Consider the following 17,540-nt stretch of genomic DNA (forward strand, 5'->3'; position numbering starts at 1 on the left):
TTTATCCGAAACCATTATTTTAGTCAAATTTAAAGCGGAATTTTTAAAGCGTGCGCCTTACTCAAATTAAATTAGCCGGATTTAAATCTTTTGTCGATCCCACCACCATACCCGTACCCAGTCAGTTGGTCGGGATTGTGGGACCAAATGGTTGCGGTAAATCTAATATTATTGATGCCGTGCGTTGGGTGCTGGGTGAAACGAGAGCCTCCGAGCTGCGCGGTGAATCAATGCAGGACGTTATTTTTAACGGCTCGGATGAGCGCCGGCCGGCAGGTCGCGCCTCAGTCGAGTTAGTATTTGATAATAGCGAGGGGCGGGCGGTCGGTCAATGGAGCGTGTTTGCCGAAATCTCTGTACGCCGTATTCTGACGCGTGACGGTACCAGTAGCTACTATATCAATAACCAACAAGTGCGCCGGCGCGACATTCATGATGTGTTTTTGGGTACTGGTTTAGGCGCCAGAGGTTATGCCATTATTGGTCAAGGCATGATTAACCGACTGATTGAGGCTAAACCAGAGGAACTGCGTACCTATTTAGAGGAGGCGGCAGGCGTTTCTCGCTATAAAGAACGTCGTCGTGAAACTGAAAATCGTTTAGCCGATACCCGTGAGAATCTGACTCGCGTTGAGGATATTCTTAGTGAACTAGCTAATCAGCTAAGGCGCTTAGAGGCGCAAGCCGAAGTGGCTACACGTTATCGTGGCCTACAAGCCGAGGGCGAGCAAAAGCAATTTGCCTTTTGGTATTTAAAAGAGCAAAGTGCGATTGAGGAGCAGAACACTAAAAAATTCCAAAGAGAAGCGGCTCAAAGTGCGTTAGAGGAGGCCTTGGCCTCATTCCGACAAATAGAAAAGGAGTTGGAGTACCGGCGCCAAGCACATTATCAAGCGGGCGATGCCTTACATAAGGCGCAAACGGCCCTTTATGAGAATAATGCCCAAGTCGCTAGTCTAGAAGCGGAGATTCGTCATGTGACTGAGTCGCGCCAACGTTTAGAGAGTAATAAGCGTCGCTTACAGCAACAAATTGAGGAGTGGGATGCCCAGTTTCAGCATTGTACCGTGCAGTTGGAAGAGGTAGCTGGTGAGTTAGAAGAAACTGCAATTCACTACGAGGAGAGTCAGGCGCGCTTAGAGCAAATCCAAGCAGAGCTACCGGCCATTGAGGAGCGGGTCGCGCAATTTGATAGGAATAAAGAGGAGCTACGTCTTGACTTATCTCGTTTAGAGCAAAAGCAGGCCTTAGCCCAACAGCAAAAAAGCGATAGTGAGCGTCAACTAGCGCAGTTAAGTAGTCGTCGTGAGCGCCTGCTGCAAGAGCAGTCAGCCATGGTTGCACCCGAACACACTAAATTGGATACGCTCAAGGCGGAGCGTGATAATTCAGAGCATCAATTAGCCGAGGCGCAGGCACAGCTGATTGAAATTGAAGAGCGCTTGCCCGTCTATGATGAGGAGCGACGTCAAGCGGCACAGGAGGCGCAACAAGCGCAGCAAGTGGTGTCAAGGTTAGAAGCCCGTTTAGAGGCTTTACAAAGTCTGCAAGCCGATGTGATGCAAAATAAGGAGCTTGAGCCTTGGCTTATAAAGCATGGCTTGCAGGCTAGTTCTCCCTTATGGCAAAAGATCCACATAGAGGCTGGCTGGGACATGGCTTTGGAGTCTGTGTTGGGGGAGCGTTTAAGTGCCTTGGAAATACCAAGCTTAGATGCGGCCGTCTCATTGGCAGCGGATCAGCCACCGACGCGCATGATGCTCTATCAAAAGCCTACAGCCATGCCGTTCAATGAGCAACACTCTAGCTTCAAGCCTTTATTAAGTTTAGTGCGTTGTCCAGACCCTGATCTTAAGGGGTTGTTAGCGCTTTGGTTGGACGGTGTGTTTGTGGTTGATACGCTACAAGAGGCTTTATCCAAACGTGAGCAGCTTGCCCCAGGAGTGCGTTTGGTGGTGCAACAAGGGCATGTCGTTGATAGCTACGGACTGTTATTCTATGCGGCGGATAATGCACAAGCAGGCATGCTAGCGCGGCAACAAGAAATCGATAACTTACAGCGTGAGATTAAGGCGGAGCGCTTAATCAGTGAGCAATTAAGTACGAGCTTACAGCAAGCAGAGCGTCAGTGGCAGCATGGCAATCAAGCCTTGGGGCCGGCACGTCAACGGGTTTCTGAAATGAGCCGTTTTTTACATGAGCATCAATTGGCCTATAGTCAATTAGTGCAAAAAATCGAGCAAGCTGATATTTTGCAAAAGCGGCTAACGACGGATTTAGACGAGTTAGCTTTGCAGCACGAGGAGTACGCTGCGCGTATTGAGGGATTTAGTTTGGATTTGGAATCCAATCAGGCGTTATTAGAGCAAAAGCGTGAGGCTTATGCCACGTTGAATTTAGAGGCCGAGGCGAGTGTTGCGGCAATGCGCGAAATTCGTCAGCGCACGCAGGAGCTCGAGCGCGCAACACGTGAAATTGAGTTTGAACAACGTAGTCTTAAATCCCGTGCCGAGGAGTTAACACGTAATCAGTCCTTAGCCAAGCAGCAAAGTGAGCAATCGAAACTTGAGTTAGAGTCACTGGAAGGGGAGTTATTCGATATTGATCAGCAAAGCACCCAAGCCGCATTAGAGGAGCTACTCGCAATACGCAAGGAAAAAGAGGAGACTTTAGCTGCTAAGCGTATGGAGCTAGAGGCAATCGAATTGCGTTTACGCGAACAAGATGAAAAGCGTCTGCAACTAGAGCTCTCGATTGAACCGCGGCGCCAAGAGATTACTCAGTTGCAATTAGATGAGCAGGCGGCGCGATTAGCCGCAGAGCAATTTACCGAGCAATTGGAGCGGACACGAGCTTAATCGCACAAGCTTGCAGCAATTTATTGAAGCCAGCCCAGAATTAGCAAAAATGGCTACGGCAGAGGCACAAGCCGAGTGGTTGCAGGCTGAAACTCAGCGTATTTCGCGTGCCATAGAGCGCTTGGGTTCGGTTAACTTAGCCGCCTTGGAGGAACTGGAGCAAGCTCAGCAACGCAAGGCCTTTTTAGATGCGCAGCAAGCGGATTTGCAGGAAGCCATCGATACCTTGGAGGAGGCAATACGTAATATTGACCGTGAAACTCGTCAATTATTACAGGAAACCTTTAATTTGGTTAATGATCATTTTGCGCAACTATTTCCGCAGCTTTTTGGCGGCGGGCAAGCTAAGCTCGTGATGACCGGTGAGGAAATTCTGGATGCAGGGGTGCAGGTGATGGCTCAACCACCGGGTAAGCGTAACAGCACCATTCATCTCTTATCGGGTGGGGAAAAAGCGCTAACCGCAACCGCCTTGGTTTTTGCTTTATTTAAATTGAACCCAGCGCCGTTCTGCCTCTTAGACGAGGTGGATGCGCCACTGGATGATGCCAATACCGAACGTTATGCTAATTTGGTGAGCTCAATGAGTAAGCAGACGCAGTTTTTATTTATTTCTCACAATAAGATCGCCATGCAAATGGCTAAGCAACTGGTCGGTGTCACGATGCAGGAGCAGGGTGTGTCACGGATTGTGGCGGTGGACTTGGATACGGCAGTACAAATGATGGGTGCTGAATAAACATTGCTTTGATGCAATAGCTTACACATCAACGGGCTAAAATAGGGCAAAATATATGATTAGCTCTTTCTTTTGTACTTAGGCACGGATAACAATAGGATTTCGATAGGATTTTTAAGGTTGACGCATGAATAGTTTGCAAATTACGCTGATTGTCATCGGCCTCGTCATTATTGGTCTGGTGTTACTTTATAATTGGTGGCAGGATCAGCAGGCACAAAAGCGTTTAAATCGTCATTTTAATCAAAGTGACTCCGACCCTTTATTGGATGGTCAAGAGGGTTTTGCTAATCCTAAAGCACCGTTTCAATCCACCCCTCACGTACTTAGTAGCGAGCGAGATGGTCCTAGTCTAGGTGCGATGCAGGCTGCTGAGGATGAGGGTCCTACCGTATCCTTTGGTACTGCTGCAACTGGAGCGGATGTTGAGCCGCAGCTGGCTGAGATGCCGACAGCGGCTGGTGAGCAGAGAGGCTCAGCGGTAGAGCATACTGCTTCAGCCCCTGCACCTTCTGCTAGTTCACAGCAAGCGCGAGCTTCGGCGATCGCCGAGATGAGTGAGACGGGGCCTGATCCAATGACGGAAGCAGTGGTGGATTTACGTTTTGAGCGTCCGCTACTAGGTCGAACCATTATTGAGCAGGCGCTGCGTTTTCCCACTGCTGATGATAAGGCAATTCGCTATTTTGCAGAAACAGAAGACGGTATGTGTCACGCAGTGATTCGTCCAGATGTGCCTTATGTCGCCTTGCAACTGGCGGTCTTGATGTCGAACCGTTTAGGTCCTTTACAGGATGTGCATTGGTCCGCAGCAATGATGATCGCTGATGAGATGGCTCAGCAGTTTGATGCCGATTTAGAGGCTCCTAGCTTCAAGGATCTCGAACAACATGCCTTGGGCTTAGATGATATGTGCGCTTCCTTAGATGCCCAGGTGGGATTAAGCTTATTACTTGAGGGACCGCAGCCGCTTAAGTCGGTGGCGGAAATTGCTCGTAAGCGAGGTTTTGTAGACTATAGACAAACCTTGGCGTGGTTAAATAATCAGGGCCAGGTGTGTTTTTATATGTTGTTTGATGGTCTTGCACTGAGTCAGGTAGAGTCTGCTAGCGTTGAGCGTCTTGAGCTGTTATTGGATGTGCCTAATAGCCCAGCTGATCGCCATGCCTTTGGCAAAATGGTGGGGGCGGCACGTGACCTCGCCGGCTTATTGCGCGCAAGTATTGTCGATGATCAAAATCAACCGCTTGAGCGTGATGATTTAGTGGCGGCAGTGGATGAGCAAATTTATGAGATCTATCAAAAGCTTGATGAGGTAGGTCTGAGCGCCGGCTCTGAGCGTGCGCGTCGAGTTTTCTCCTAGGCTGATAAAGCGCATTAGGGCATTTGTTAAATATGATGGCCGCGGTTATTCCTTGACTGCGGCTTTTTTAATTAAATTTTATGGCTATGTCAGAGTTACAACAAGAATTAGAGCAGCTGTATCAAGAGATTATGGCGCATGATTATGCGTATCATGTCAAGGATGCACCAACGATTTCCGATGCACAATATGATAGTTTAGTGCAGCGTGTATTGGCCATTGAGGCTGAGCACCCGGAGTGGATTAAGCCTGAATCACCGTCTCAACGGGTGGGAGCAGCGCCTCTCACGATGTTTGAAACGGTCACCCATGCGGTGCCAATGCTCTCCTTAAATAATGGTTTTAATGACGGTGATATAGTTGCTTTTAATCGGCGGGCTAGCGATAGACTACGAGCGCAACATTTGCTGATGGCAGGTGAGGAAATTGAGTATTTAGCGGAGTTGAAGTTTGACGGTTTAGCGATTAATTTACGCTATGAAAAAGGTCGCTTGATCCAAGGCACCACGCGTGGCGATGGCATGCAAGGTGAGGATGTGACCGAAAATATTCGCACAATTCGCAGTATTCCTTTAATGCTCACTGGTGATGAGATACCCGAGGTGTTGGAGGTGCGTGGTGAGGTTTTAATGCATAAAGCTGATTTTCATAAGCTGAATGAGGCACAGGAAAAACTTGGCATTAAGCCTTTTGTGAATCCGCGTAATGCGGCTGCCGGTAGCTTGCGTCAATTAGACTCTAAAGTTACGCGCAGCCGTCATTTACGTTTTTATGCTTATGGCTGGGGTCAGCTTGAAAGTACTGTGGCCTTAGCCCAGACGCAATCCGGGATGTTGGAGCGATTTCGTGATTTTGGTTTTGCTATTTCACCAGAGCGAGCTGTGGTCAAGGGGGTAGCGGGGCTACTCGATTTTTATCAAGGGATTGAAGCCAAGCGTGCCGCGCTGCCCTTTGATATTGATGGGGTAGTGTATAAGGTGAATCGTTTAGCCTTACAGGAAGCGCTCGGTTTTGTATCACGGGCGCCGCGCTTTGCCTTAGCGCATAAGTTTCCTGCAGAAGAAATGCAGACGCTGTTGGAGGGCATTGATATTCAGGTCGGACGTACTGGTGCCCTGACACCGGTGGCCAGGTTAAAACCGGTGTTTGTAGGGGGCGTGACTGTCACCAATGCCACCTTGCATAATGAAGATGAGATTCGCCGTAAGGATATTCGGATTGGTGATACGGTGATTGTCAGAAGAGCAGGGGATGTGATTCCTGAAGTATTGGCGCCGGTTTTGGATTTACGACCTGAAGATGCGCAGCCCTTTACCATGGTTCAGGCATGCCCGGTGTGTCACTCTAGCATTGAGCGTTTACCAGGAGAAGCGGTATGGCGTTGTACTGGGGGGTTATTTTGCCGAGCGCAGCGAGTGCAAAGTCTGATTCACGCCGCCAGTCGCAAAGCGCTTGATATTGAGGGTTTAGGCGATAAACTGGCCGAGCTATTAGTTGAAAAAGAGATGGTTAAGTCATTAGCCGACTTATATCGTTTAACAGCAGCATCAGTCGCTAGTTTAGAGCGCATGGGGCCTAAATCTGCACAAAACCTGATGGATGCCATTGAAAAGAGTAAAGGGGTCAAATTAGCTAATTTTATTTATGCCTTGGGCATACGCCATGTGGGTGAGACCACGGCGCGTGACTTAGCCACGCATTTTGGCAGTATCACGGCCTTAGCTCAGGCGAGCCGTGAGGAATTGCAAGCGGTTGAGGATGTGGGTCCGGCGATTGCCGAGTCAATTCAGCATTTTTTTGCTGAGGAGCATAATCAACAGGTGATTCATGAATTAGCTGAATTGGGCTTGAATCCGGTGTATGAGCTGCGCTCAGGGGTGGCCGCAACAGGCACTGCGGATGCTGCTTCAGCGTCATCGCCGAATCAAGCGGTGCTAGGTAAAACCTTTGTCTTAACGGGTGCCTTAAGTCATTGGACCCGCGATGAAGCGGCGGAATTGCTACGCCAAGCCGGCGCTAAAGTGACTTCTTCGGTGTCTAAAAAAACTGACTACGTGGTAGCCGGAGCAGATGCTGGTAGTAAGTTGCGCCGTGCCGAAGAGCTGGGCGTGACGATCTTGGATGAGGATGCTTTAAAGGCGCTATTAGGGTTTTAGTGCGAGCAGCAGCGGCTTAAAATGCAACATGCCTCCACCAATGTATATCGTAACCTGGGGAGGCATGTTGACTACCTGACTACTACAATCAGAGCAAGGATTAGCTAGTCACTACTTCTTTTTAGCTGCTTCCTCTTTTTGACCGTCATCGTTTGATTCAACCACGGTGGCCGCTTTGCGTAGCTCTTCAACATAGGCTTGTAGCTGCTGTTGTTGAATCATTTGCTTTAAGCCAGGGGTTGCTTCATCCTTGGTAGGAGGCTCTACACTACGCTCGTCTAAGACCTCAATAATGTGCCATCCGAACTGACTTTTAACGGGTTCCGCCACAATTTCTTTAGGCTTGGCTGCAACCACGGCATCGGCAAACTCAGGTACGAAGTTTTGTGCTTCAGCCCAACCTAGATCACCGCCTTCCTTGCCTGAACCATGATCAATGGAATTTTCCTTGGCAGCGGTGGCAAAATCAATTTTCTTATCCTTGATTTTTTTCAGTAATTCCTGCGCCTCTTTTTCTTCTTTGAGTAGAATGTGGCGGATATTGTACTCTTTGGTATTTTTGCTGTCGGCAACGAGCTCATCATAGGCTTTATTAATATCTGCCTCAGAGGGATTATGATCTTCCATCCACTTGGCAATAAGGGAGTTAATCAAAATCTCCTTGCGTGAGTTTTCAATCAATAGGCGCGTTTGCTCGTCCTTGTCTAAGCCTTGTTTGACAGCCTCTTGCGATAACACCTCACCCGTAATTAATTGGTCTAAGATCAGTTTGCGGTTTTCAGGTGTATCCTCCATGCCGCGAGCGCTCATGGCTTTGATCATGGTGTCGATTTCCGCTTGCGGAATGGGTTGACCATTTACCGTGGCGGCGTTTTGTGCATAGGCTGGAAAGGCTAAGGCGACTGCTGCCGCTAAAATAAAGCGTTTCATAGAACTCCTAGTGATGGTTAAAAATAAAAAATAAACTTGAGTGCGTGTATTAATCGTTGCTGCCAACTAGCTTTAGCGCTAAGGCATGAATGGGGAAAGGCATCAGATCCTGTAGCTCAGCGTAGACTAGACGTTGGCGCTGAACCCGAGTGATGCCATCAAATTTGGCTGAGCGCATGGTCACCGTAAAGTGATTGGCACCATCGCGATTACCGGCATGCTGAGCATGTAGATGTGAGTCATTACTAACCTCTAACTCAATTGGCTCTAATACGGCTAAGCGCTGACGAATCATCTCGACGCGCTCCTCAGCTAAACTCGAATGTATTTGCTCATTCATCTCAAACTCCAAATGTATATCAATGGACAGCCCAAGGCCTTAAAAGTTCATTAACATAATAAATTAAGCTTAAAGCAGTAGGCTAGCGCTACTGCTCCTCGTCTCGCATATACTTGGCCAGTACTAAGGACTGCCCGATCACAAAGACAATTAATAATATGGTCAAGCCAAATACTTTAAAGGTAGCCCATTGATCAATCGTAAAATAACCGGAAAAAGCCACAAATAAATTAAGTATACCCATGAGTGCAAAAAATGCCGACCAGCTATAGGCTAATTTTGTCCATACGGGTTCGGGTAGGGTGATTTGAGTACCCATCAAGCGTTTAATTAGATTGTTATTACTGATGAGCAGCGCACCCGCAATAATCAAAGCAAAGATCCAATAAAGCACGGTGGGCTTCCACTTAATAAAATTCTCATCCTGTAAATAAATGGTTAAGCCGCCAAATAACACAATCACAATTAAATTTAGCCAATGACTGGCTTCGATCCTTTGCCGTTTAACTTTTAACCAGATAATTTGCAATACGGTCGCTGCCATTGCTACCTTGGTTGCGATATAAATATCACCGAGTTTCAGGGCGACAAAAAAGAGGATAAGTGGCAGGAAATCAAAAATAATTTTATTCATAAGGGCGATGGCTAGTTTTTGTCAAGCCTCATAGTGTATCAGACTGCGCTGCTCATAACGCTAGCTACGGCTGAGTTTTAGCTTGATTTTTACAATAAGTCTTGGCAACGAGGTGTTAAATGCTACTTTCTTTGCAAATAGCCTTCGGGCTTTTATTATGGAGCAAAGGCTTTCTGTTAAACTTAACACTTTATTAACAAAAACCAAGCATTAAACGGAGTATACATGGGGACTTTTAAACTCAGCAAACCCGCTCTACTGGTGGCGTCTTTATTAGCTGCCGGCTCAGTGATGGCGCAAACGGTCAATATCGGGGTGTCAGTGTCGGCTACTGGCCCAGCAGCTTCTCTCGGTATTCATGAGCGCAATACAGTTGAACTTCTACCGACTAAGGTGGGTGAGGTGGAGCTCCGCTACTTCGTATTAGATGATGCGACCGACACTTCTCAAGCCGTGCGTAATATGCGTAAGTTGATTAGTGAGCAAAATGTCGATGTGATGGTGGGTAGCACTGTTACACCTGGCTCACTTGGGATGGTAGACGTTGGTGCTGAGATGAAGGTGCCCGTGATCAGTTTAGCGGGTAATGCCGTGGTGGTTGAGCCGCAAGAGGGCGCCAAGATTTGGGCCTTTAAAACCCCACAAAATGACGCTTTAATGGCCGCTGCAATTCGTAAAAATATGGAAAAACGCGGTGTTAAGACAGTCGGCTATATTGGCTTTGCGGACGCCTATGGCACCGGTTGGTTAGCCGAGTTGGAACGTGCTTTAGAGGGCTCCGATATTAAGGTAGTGGCCAAAGAGAGCTTTGCGCGTAATGATACCAGCGTCACCGGTCAGGTGATGAAGCTGATCTCAGCAAAACCAGATGCGATTTTAGTTGGTACCGCAGGTACGCCAGGCGCTTTACCACAGCGTGAATTAATCCAGCGTGGCTATAAGGGAATAACTTATCATACCCATGGCTCGGCAAATGGCGACTTTTTACGTGTGTGTGCTAAGGCATGTGAGGGCGTGGTATTACCGGTTGGACCGGTGGTGGTGGCTGAGCAGTTAGACGACTCACATCCCTCTAAAGCCGGTGGTGTAGAATACGCCAAGCTCTATAATGCTAAATTTGGTGAAAATTCCATGAATAGCTTTGGTGCGCATATGTGGGATGCCTCGATTTTGATTAATTCTGCCATTCCTCAAGCCATAAATACTGGTGCCAAGCCTGGTACTGAGGAGTTTCGTGCTGCCCTACGTGATGCCTTAGAAAATCACCAAGAGGTCATCGGTGTGCATGGCGTGTATAACACCTCTAAAGAGGATCATACCGGTCTTGACGAGCGTGCTCGTGTCTTGGTCAAAGTTCAGGATGGTAAGTGGGTATATGATCCTGATTTAGAGTAAATGAGACCTTAAATGTGATTGGCCGGACTGCGTGTGGTCCGGCACATTCACAAGTGTTTGCTTGAATTGTTACTCATCAACGTCTTAAAAAAACTTTTCAAGTATAGATATAATCGAGCTCCGAAGCGGAGTTGATTTAAGTTTACCGCTTTGATAAGCAGCAACTGTTAGACTAGTACAAATATGAATTGGGAAATCGCCAAAATCCTGATGCAGGATGGTTTGGTAACCGGGGTCATCTACGCCCTGATGGCTGTGGCCTTGGTACTCGTGTTTGCCGTGACACGAATTATTTTTATTGCTCAAGGTGAGTTTGTTTCTTTTGGTGCCTTGACTTTTGCCATTATGGTGAATGGTCAAACGCCTGCCACTATCTGGCTCTTGCCAGTATTCGGTACACTGATTTTCTTGATGGAGCTGTATCGCTTTTTAATCAAGCGTGCCTGTTCAGCGCTGCAGCTTTTAAAAGCAGCCTTGCTTTATCTATTATTACCCTTTGCCTTGGCTTTGTTAGTGCCACCTTTTTTAGCGACGCAACCCTCCATCTGGTTAAAGGCCTTATTGACACTGTTGTTGATTGTGCCGCTTGGCCCCATGGTTTATCGTTTAGTGTTTAAACCGGTATCAGAGGCACCAGGCTTACTGTTGCTAATTATTTCCATTGCCTTGCACTTTGCTTTTGTGGGCTTGGGCTTGGTCTTTTTTGGCGCTGAGGGATGGCGTGTCTCTGAGCCGTTTTTCGACGGCACAGTCGAGTTTTTTGGTCTGTCGTGGAGCTATCAAAGTCTGTTTGTGATTGCCATGACCGTGTTTATTATTATTGCCTTGTATATTTTCTTTGAAAAAACCATCTATGGTAAGGCCTTACGCGCGACGGCAGTGAATCGTAAAGGGGCGCGTTTGATGGGTATCAGTACTGGCTTAGCTGGTTATATCAGCTTTTGGATTACGGCGCTAATTGGTGTGGTGTCTGGTATTTTATTGGTCTCATTTATTACGATTACCTATGAAACCGGTTTTATGATTGGTCTAAAAGGCTTTGTTGGTGCCATTATCGGTGGTTTAGTGAGCTATCCAATTGCGGCGGTGGCGGCCGTTGCGGTGGGCGTGATTGAGGCCTTTAGTACCTTCTGGGCAAGTGACTATAAAGAAGTAATTGTGTTCACCCTGATTTTACCCGTGTTGTTAATTCGTTCATTAACCATTCAAAAGCATGATGAGGAGGAATAAGATGGAGCAATTAAAACCTTCTCATACAAACACTAAGCTACGCAGGTTTAATCCTTTGGTGTTGCTGTTTATTCTGTTTTTACTGATCTTGCCACAGTTATCGTTTGTGCCGGAGTTCTGGATTAATCAGATGAACAGTATCGGGATTTCGGCTTTGGTGGTCTTTGGTTTAGTGATTTTGACCGGGTCCGCTGGCATGACTTCTTTTGGTCAAGCCGCCTTTGTCGGTATGGGTGCCTATGCCACGGCGTATATGACGGTGAGCCTGGGCTATTCACCCTTTTTAGGATTGGCGGTTGGCCTTCTAATCACGGGTGTGGTGGCATGGATGTTAGGGCAATTGACGCTGCGTTTATCGGGTCATTTTTTACCTTTAAGTACGATTGCGCTGTGCCTGGTATTTTATTATTTATTCGGTAATATGAGCTTTTTGGGGCGTCATGACGGTTTGCCAGGCGTGCCACCAATTCATATTTTCGGTATTTCACTGCAACCGGCAAGGAATAATTTTTATTTGATTTGGTTCTGCGTCTTAGTGGCTTTGTGGCTCAGTCAGAATCTTTTAAACTCACGTACTGGTCGCGCCATCCGCGCCTTAAATCGCGGTGAGTTAATGGCTCGTTCCTTTGGTGTTAAAACCCATCATTACAAGATGCTGGCTTTTGTCTATGCTGCGCTCTTAGCTGGTTTGGCCGGTTGGCTATATGCCCACGAGCAGCGGGCGGTGAGTCCCAGCACTTTTGGTCTGAACTACGGTATTGAATATTTGTTTATGGCCATTATCGGTGGATTTGGTAGTTTATGGGGCGCTATTTTTGGTGCCGCCATGATCTTGATTCTGCGCGATCAAATTCAAAATATTGCGCCTAAAGTCATTGGTAGTAATATCAATGTCGAGATGGTGTTTTTTGGCGTGATGATGGTGCTCATCCTGCAATACGCCCGTAATGGTCTAATTCCTTTGCTAGTGCAGTGGTTTAGACGAATCAAGGATGCACGTCAGACGGAGACGCAGGCAGAGGGTGGCAGTACGCGTTTAGCCTATGGGGTTGAGCGCTTACGCTTAGAAAAGCCAGTTACCCCTTTAGCACCACGCCCTGAGAAGCAATCTCAGCCGCTTGCTATGGAGCAAGCGATCTTGCAGGTGCGCGATATTCGTAAGGAATTTGGCGGGCTAGTTGCGGTTAATAACATCAGTTTTGATATTAAAGCTGGTGAAATTATGGGCTTAATTGGTCCAAATGGTGCTGGTAAAAGTACCACGTTTAATTTACTTACTGGGGTCTTAGCCTTGACTTCCGGTCAGGTTTTGTTCAAAGGTCAGGATATATCCAATTGGCCGGCGCACCGTATTGCCGAGTTAGGCGTGGCGAGAACGTTTCAACATGTGCAGTTATTGCCCGATATCAGTGTGGTCGAAAACGTTGCCCTAGGTGCTCACTTACGTGCCAGTAGCGGTGCGATTCGTGGGGCCTTGCACTTAGAAAGTGAATCCGAGCATCAGCTATTGGATGAGGCGATGAAGCAATTACGTCGTGTCGGGCTAGAGGACTACGCCTTATTGCCCGTGGGGGGCTTGTCACTAGGGCAGCAGCGTATCGTGGAAATTGCGCGCGCACTCTGTCTGGATCCAAGTTTATTATTATTGGACGAGCCAGCAGCGGGCTTACGCTATAAGGAAAAAGAGGAATTAGCGACGGTCTTATGTGCTTTGCGTGATCAAGGGATGAGCATTTTATTAGTTGAACATGATATGGATTTTGTAATGCGTTTAACTAACCATCTGGTGGTGATGGATTTCGGTACGCAAATTGCTGAAGGGACACCGGCACAGGTGCAAACGAATCCAGCCGTCTTGGAAGCCTATTTAGGAGGCGTGGCAGATGAGTAATTCTTCAGAATTATTATTAGATGCGCAGAATATCTCCGTTTACTATGGGCAGGTGCAGGCGGTTGAAGAGGTCAGTCTAAAAATGCACCCTAGTCAAATTGTTACCGTGATCGGGGTCAATGGTGCTGGTAAAACCAGTTTGATGAATGCCCTGATGGGTAATTTACCAACGAATGCGCGCAGTACCGGCGTGGTTAATTATTTGGGAGAAAATATCTCAGCGCTGGAGGTTGAGCGACGGGTCGGGCGTGGCCTCAGTTTGGTGCCGGAAACACGCGAGCTATTTAGCTCCATGACGGTTGAGGATAATCTCATCTTAGGCGCCTTTAGATTCCGCTCGGACAAGGATGGTGAGCGTCAATACAAGCTCAAGGACATTTATGAGCTCTTCCCACGCTTAAAAGAGCGGCGTAAGCAATACGCCGGTACCTTATCTGGCGGTGAGCGACAAATGTTGGCTTTAGGACGCGCCTTAATGACCAATCCTAGCTTATTGCTGCTGGATGAACCGAGCTTAGGCTTGGCGCCCTTGATTGTGCGGGAAATTTTCCAGATGATTCAGTATCTCAGAGAGCAGGGCACCTCCATTTTGCTGGTTGAGCAAAATGCGCGTGCCGCCTTGCAGATTGCGGATTACGCCTATGTATTGGAAATGGGGCGTTTAAGTCTCAGTGGACCGGCATCTGAGTTGTTGCATCATCCTGGTGTGATCGAAAGCTATTTAGGCTTAGGTAGCAGCCAAAAAGCAGCAATATAAAGTTAGCCCCGTTTATTTGCTGATAGACGGGGTTTTGTTTGCCTGTTGAGCACTCACCCTCATTGATTCTGTTGTTGCCAAGCCACCGTGGCGGGTTTTCTAGCGAGCTCAAAAAAGGCCTTGATGTAATCCAAGACGGTGTCGCTCTCACGCGTACCTAAATGGATCTGTTTGGGAATGCCATGCTCCCCTAAACGAATGGCTTTGATTGGTAGCTCTTCTGCATATTCTTCTACTAACCATTTAGGTAGGGCCGTGACCCCACGCTCGCTGGCAACCATTTGCAGCATAATATCGGTGGTTTCAATCGTACGATGGCGTCTGGGAGCAACGCCTGCAGGGATTAAAAACTGTTTAAAAATATCTAAGCGCTCAATGTCCACCGGATAGCTAATCAAGGTTTCAGCGATTAACTGTTGAGGCTCAATAAAGTCGTGCTTGGCGAGTGGGTGATCTTTAGCCACGACCAATACCTGCTCATAATCAAACACCGGCTCAAACTGTAGCCCGGGTCGATACAGCGGATCGGGGGTGACCAGTAAATCAATTTCATAATTAAAGAGACCGGCGATACCACCAAATTGAAACTTCTGCTTTACGTCCAGATCAACATTTGGCCACGCCTTAAGGTAGGGTGAAACGATTTTAAGGAGCCATTGGTAGCAGGGGTGACATTCCATGCCAATGCGTAGCGAGCCGCGCTTGCCGTGGGCAAATTGCTGCAACCTCTCTTCGGCCAGTTCCAGTTGGGGTAATACACGATTTGCGACCGCTAATAAATGCTGACCTGCTTGGGTTAATTGCAAGTTACGGCCCTCGCGGCGCCAAATTTCAGTACCTAGTAATTGCTCCAGCTTTTTCATGCTGTGACTTAAGGCGGATTGAGTCACATGCAGCACTTCCGCTGCGGCGGTCAGTGAACCTTGTGCCTCAACTTGCTGCACAATGGCTAGATGAATACGTTCGATCATTTGCTATGAGTAAAATTCATGGATGTATAAGAATATACCATTTTACTTCATGTGATGTCGTGGCTACAATAACTTCATGAAAAATCGCCATAGCATTTTGGTGATACAAACATATTTGATTTAGGATTTGATAGCAATGAGTAAAGAATTTGAGTTTCACATTCATCGTATCCGCTTTGATGAAAATTATTTACCCTCCAGCGAGACGCGACTAACCACGAACTTTGCTAATTTAGCCAGAGGCGAGCACCGTCAACAGAATTTACGTAATGCCATTGAGATGATTAATCGTCGTTTTAATAGTTTGGCAGATTGGGATAATCCTCAGGGCGATCGTTATTCGCTTGAGTTAGATATTATTTCAGCGGAAGTGGATATTGAAGGTGATGGTAAGGTGTTCCCATTGATTGAGGTCTTAGCAACCACCGTGGTTGATCATCAGACGAATCAACGCATACCGGGCATTGTGGGTAATAACTTCTCTTCTTATGTGCGAGATTATGATTTTAGTGTGCTCTTACCCGAACATAACAAAAATAAAGAGGGCTTTAGTGTGCCTGACGCTTATGGTGAGTTACACGGTAATTTATTTAAGGCTTTTTTAAACTCCAAAGCTTATAAAGACAATTTTAAAAAGCAGCCGGTGATCTGTTTGAGCGTGGCTAATACCAGGACCTATCGTCGCACGGATAATGTGCACCCCATCCTTGGGGTAGAGTACTTGCAAGATGAGTTTTCCTTAACCGATCAGTACTTTGCCAAAATGGGTTTAACCGTACGTTACTTTATGCCTAAGGGCAGCGTGGCGCCATTTGCCTTTTATTTTTCAGGGGATTTGTTGAGTGATTATTCAAATCTAGAGTTGATTAGTACTATCAGTACGATGGAAACTTTCCAAAAAATTTACCGTCCCGAGATTTATAACGCAAATGCGGTGGCGACGAAGATCTATCAACCTAGCTTGACCAACGATAATTACTCCCTTACCCAAGTGGTATATGATCGCGTTGAACGTACGCAATTAGCGATTCAACAAGGTAAGTTTACCGAAGAGTACTTTATCAAACCATATCAAGAGACCTTGTCGCAGTGGACGGCTGAATACGCTGTTTAATGATCATTGAATAAAAGTAGTAGCATTTAGGTTGTTTATTATGAAAAAGTTATTATCCACCTCAACTGCCGGTAGTCTTCCCAAACCTTCTTGGTTGGCCGAGCCGGAAAAACTCTGGTCGCCCTGGAAGCTAGCGGGCGATGAATTAGCAGCGGCTAAGCGCGATGCCTTACTCCTCACCTTAAAAGAGCAGGAAGTGGCCGGCATTGATATCATCAGTGACGGTGAGCAAACACGCCAACATTTTGTGACGACATTTATTGAGCATCTTGATGGGGTCGATTTTGAAAAGCGTGAAACCGTCCGTATCCGTGACCGTTATGATGCCAGTGTGCCCACGGTGATTGGTGAGGTTGCCCGTTCTAAACCTGTATTTGTGGAAGCGGCAAAGTTTTTACGTCAACACACTCAGCAGCCGATTAAATGGGCTTTACCGGGTCCTATGACCATGATCGATACCTTATATGATGCGCATTATCAGAGTCGCGAGAAATTGGCCTGGGAATTTGCCAAGATCCTGAATCAAGAGGCTAAGGAATTAGAAGCCGCCGGGGTGGATATTATTCAATTTGATGAGCCAGCCTTTAACGTCTTCTTTGATGATGTGAACGACTGGGGGATTGCAACCCTAGAGCGTGCCATTGAAGGCTTAAACTGTGAGACGGCAGTGCATATTTGCTATGGTTATGGCATTAAGGCCAATACGGATTGGAAAAAAACGCTTGGTTCCGAATGGCGTCAATACGAGGAGTTTTTCCCTAAATTGCAGCAATCGACGATTGATCTTATTTCCTTAGAATGTCATAACTCGCATGTGCCAATGGATTTGTTGGAATTGATTCGTGGCAAAAAAGTGATGGTAGGAGCGATTGATGTGGCGACTAATGTCATTGAAACACCGGAAGAGGTAGCTGCTACCCTAAGAAAGGCCATGCAATTCGTGGATGCAGAAAATCTTTACCCATGCACTAACTGTGGCATGGCGCCATTATCGCGTGAGGTGGCAAATGCCAAGTTGCGTGCGCTCAGTGCTGGTGCAGCCATTGTTCGTAATGAGCTGTAAGCAGCTGCATAGCTACACGCTTTAATTTAATTAGCCCGCCCTGTGCGGGCTTTTCTTATGCCTGGTGGGAGTGTTAACATAGCCCTTGCCAATGATTCG

The 17,540-nt window shown here is 47.1% G+C and carries 12 protein-coding genes and 1 pseudogene; 9 read left to right on the forward strand and 4 right to left on the reverse strand.

Going from position 1 to position 17,540, the window contains the following annotated elements:
* Positions 1-50: 50 nt before the first annotated feature.
* From smc to ligA, 3 genes and pseudogenes are all read left to right on the forward strand, one after another.
* A pseudogene (gene smc / locus HMPREF3179_RS07165) lies at positions 51-3,597 on the forward strand (chromosome segregation protein SMC).
* A 127-nt stretch (positions 3,598-3,724) separates the two neighbouring features.
* Positions 3,725-4,960 carry a cell division protein ZipA C-terminal FtsZ-binding domain-containing protein gene (locus HMPREF3179_RS07170; protein ID WP_018026340.1) on the forward strand — a complete coding sequence of 412 codons (1,236 nt, stop codon included), beginning with the start codon at positions 3,725-3,727 and terminating at the stop codon, positions 4,958-4,960.
* 86 nt (positions 4,961-5,046) lie between these two features.
* The gene (ligA, locus tag HMPREF3179_RS07175) at positions 5,047-7,116 is read left to right on the forward strand and encodes an NAD-dependent DNA ligase LigA (protein ID WP_083290719.1); all 2,070 of its coding nucleotides are present in this window, start codon (positions 5,047-5,049) and stop codon (positions 7,114-7,116) included.
* 111 nt (positions 7,117-7,227) lie between these two features.
* Here the strand turns inward: ligA and HMPREF3179_RS07180 are convergent, their stop codons facing one another.
* The 3 genes from HMPREF3179_RS07180 to HMPREF3179_RS07190 all read right to left on the reverse strand — a co-directional run bounded on the left by HMPREF3179_RS07180 (position 7,228) and on the right by HMPREF3179_RS07190 (position 9,020).
* Positions 7,228-8,046: a peptidylprolyl isomerase gene (locus HMPREF3179_RS07180; protein ID WP_018026342.1), complete on the reverse strand. Its 819-nt coding sequence runs from the start codon at positions 8,044-8,046 to the stop codon at positions 7,228-7,230.
* 49 nt (positions 8,047-8,095) lie between these two features.
* Positions 8,096-8,386, reverse strand: coding sequence for a BolA family protein (locus tag HMPREF3179_RS07185; protein ID WP_018026343.1), 291 nt, complete (start codon positions 8,384-8,386; stop codon positions 8,096-8,098).
* Positions 8,387-8,474: 88 nt separating this feature from the next.
* Positions 8,475-9,020, reverse strand: a complete 546-nt coding sequence (locus HMPREF3179_RS07190; RefSeq protein WP_018026344.1) for a septation protein A — start codon at positions 9,018-9,020, stop codon at positions 8,475-8,477.
* Positions 9,021-9,245: 225 nt separating this feature from the next.
* Between HMPREF3179_RS07190 and HMPREF3179_RS07195 the strand changes: the two genes are divergently transcribed.
* From HMPREF3179_RS07195 to HMPREF3179_RS07210, 4 genes are all read left to right on the forward strand, one after another.
* Complete coding sequence (locus HMPREF3179_RS07195; RefSeq protein WP_070470372.1) at positions 9,246-10,415, forward strand: ABC transporter substrate-binding protein; 1,170 nt, start codon at positions 9,246-9,248, stop codon at positions 10,413-10,415.
* 183 nt (positions 10,416-10,598) lie between these two features.
* The gene (locus tag HMPREF3179_RS07200; RefSeq protein WP_070470374.1) at positions 10,599-11,645 is read left to right on the forward strand and encodes a branched-chain amino acid ABC transporter permease; all 1,047 of its coding nucleotides are present in this window, start codon (positions 10,599-10,601) and stop codon (positions 11,643-11,645) included.
* A gap of 1 nt (position 11,646) precedes the next feature.
* Entirely contained in the window at positions 11,647-13,536 is a 1,890-nt protein-coding gene (locus tag HMPREF3179_RS07205) for a branched-chain amino acid ABC transporter ATP-binding protein/permease (protein ID WP_070470376.1), read from the forward strand.
* Positions 13,529-14,293, forward strand: coding sequence for an ABC transporter ATP-binding protein (locus tag HMPREF3179_RS07210; protein ID WP_036557174.1), 765 nt, complete (start codon positions 13,529-13,531; stop codon positions 14,291-14,293). Before HMPREF3179_RS07205 ends, HMPREF3179_RS07210 begins: the two co-directional genes overlap by 8 nt.
* Positions 14,294-14,352: 59 nt before the next feature.
* Here the strand turns inward: HMPREF3179_RS07210 and HMPREF3179_RS07215 are convergent, their stop codons facing one another.
* Complete coding sequence (locus HMPREF3179_RS07215; RefSeq protein WP_036557171.1) at positions 14,353-15,264, reverse strand: LysR family transcriptional regulator; 912 nt, start codon at positions 15,262-15,264, stop codon at positions 14,353-14,355.
* A 136-nt stretch (positions 15,265-15,400) separates the two neighbouring features.
* On the opposite strand from HMPREF3179_RS07215, the gene HMPREF3179_RS07220 reads away from it, so the two are divergent.
* Positions 15,401-16,378, forward strand: a complete 978-nt coding sequence (locus HMPREF3179_RS07220; RefSeq protein ID WP_018026350.1) for a DUF1852 domain-containing protein — start codon at positions 15,401-15,403, stop codon at positions 16,376-16,378.
* A gap of 40 nt (positions 16,379-16,418) precedes the next feature.
* On the forward strand, positions 16,419-17,441 hold the full coding sequence (locus HMPREF3179_RS07225) for a methionine synthase (RefSeq protein WP_070470378.1): 1,023 nt from the start codon (positions 16,419-16,421) through the stop codon (positions 17,439-17,441).
* Positions 17,442-17,540 lie beyond the last annotated feature (99 nt).

Source organism: Oligella sp. HMSC09E12 (assembly GCF_001808505.1).
In the GTDB taxonomy this organism is placed as follows: Bacteria; Pseudomonadota; Gammaproteobacteria; order Burkholderiales; family Burkholderiaceae_B; genus Oligella; species Oligella urethralis.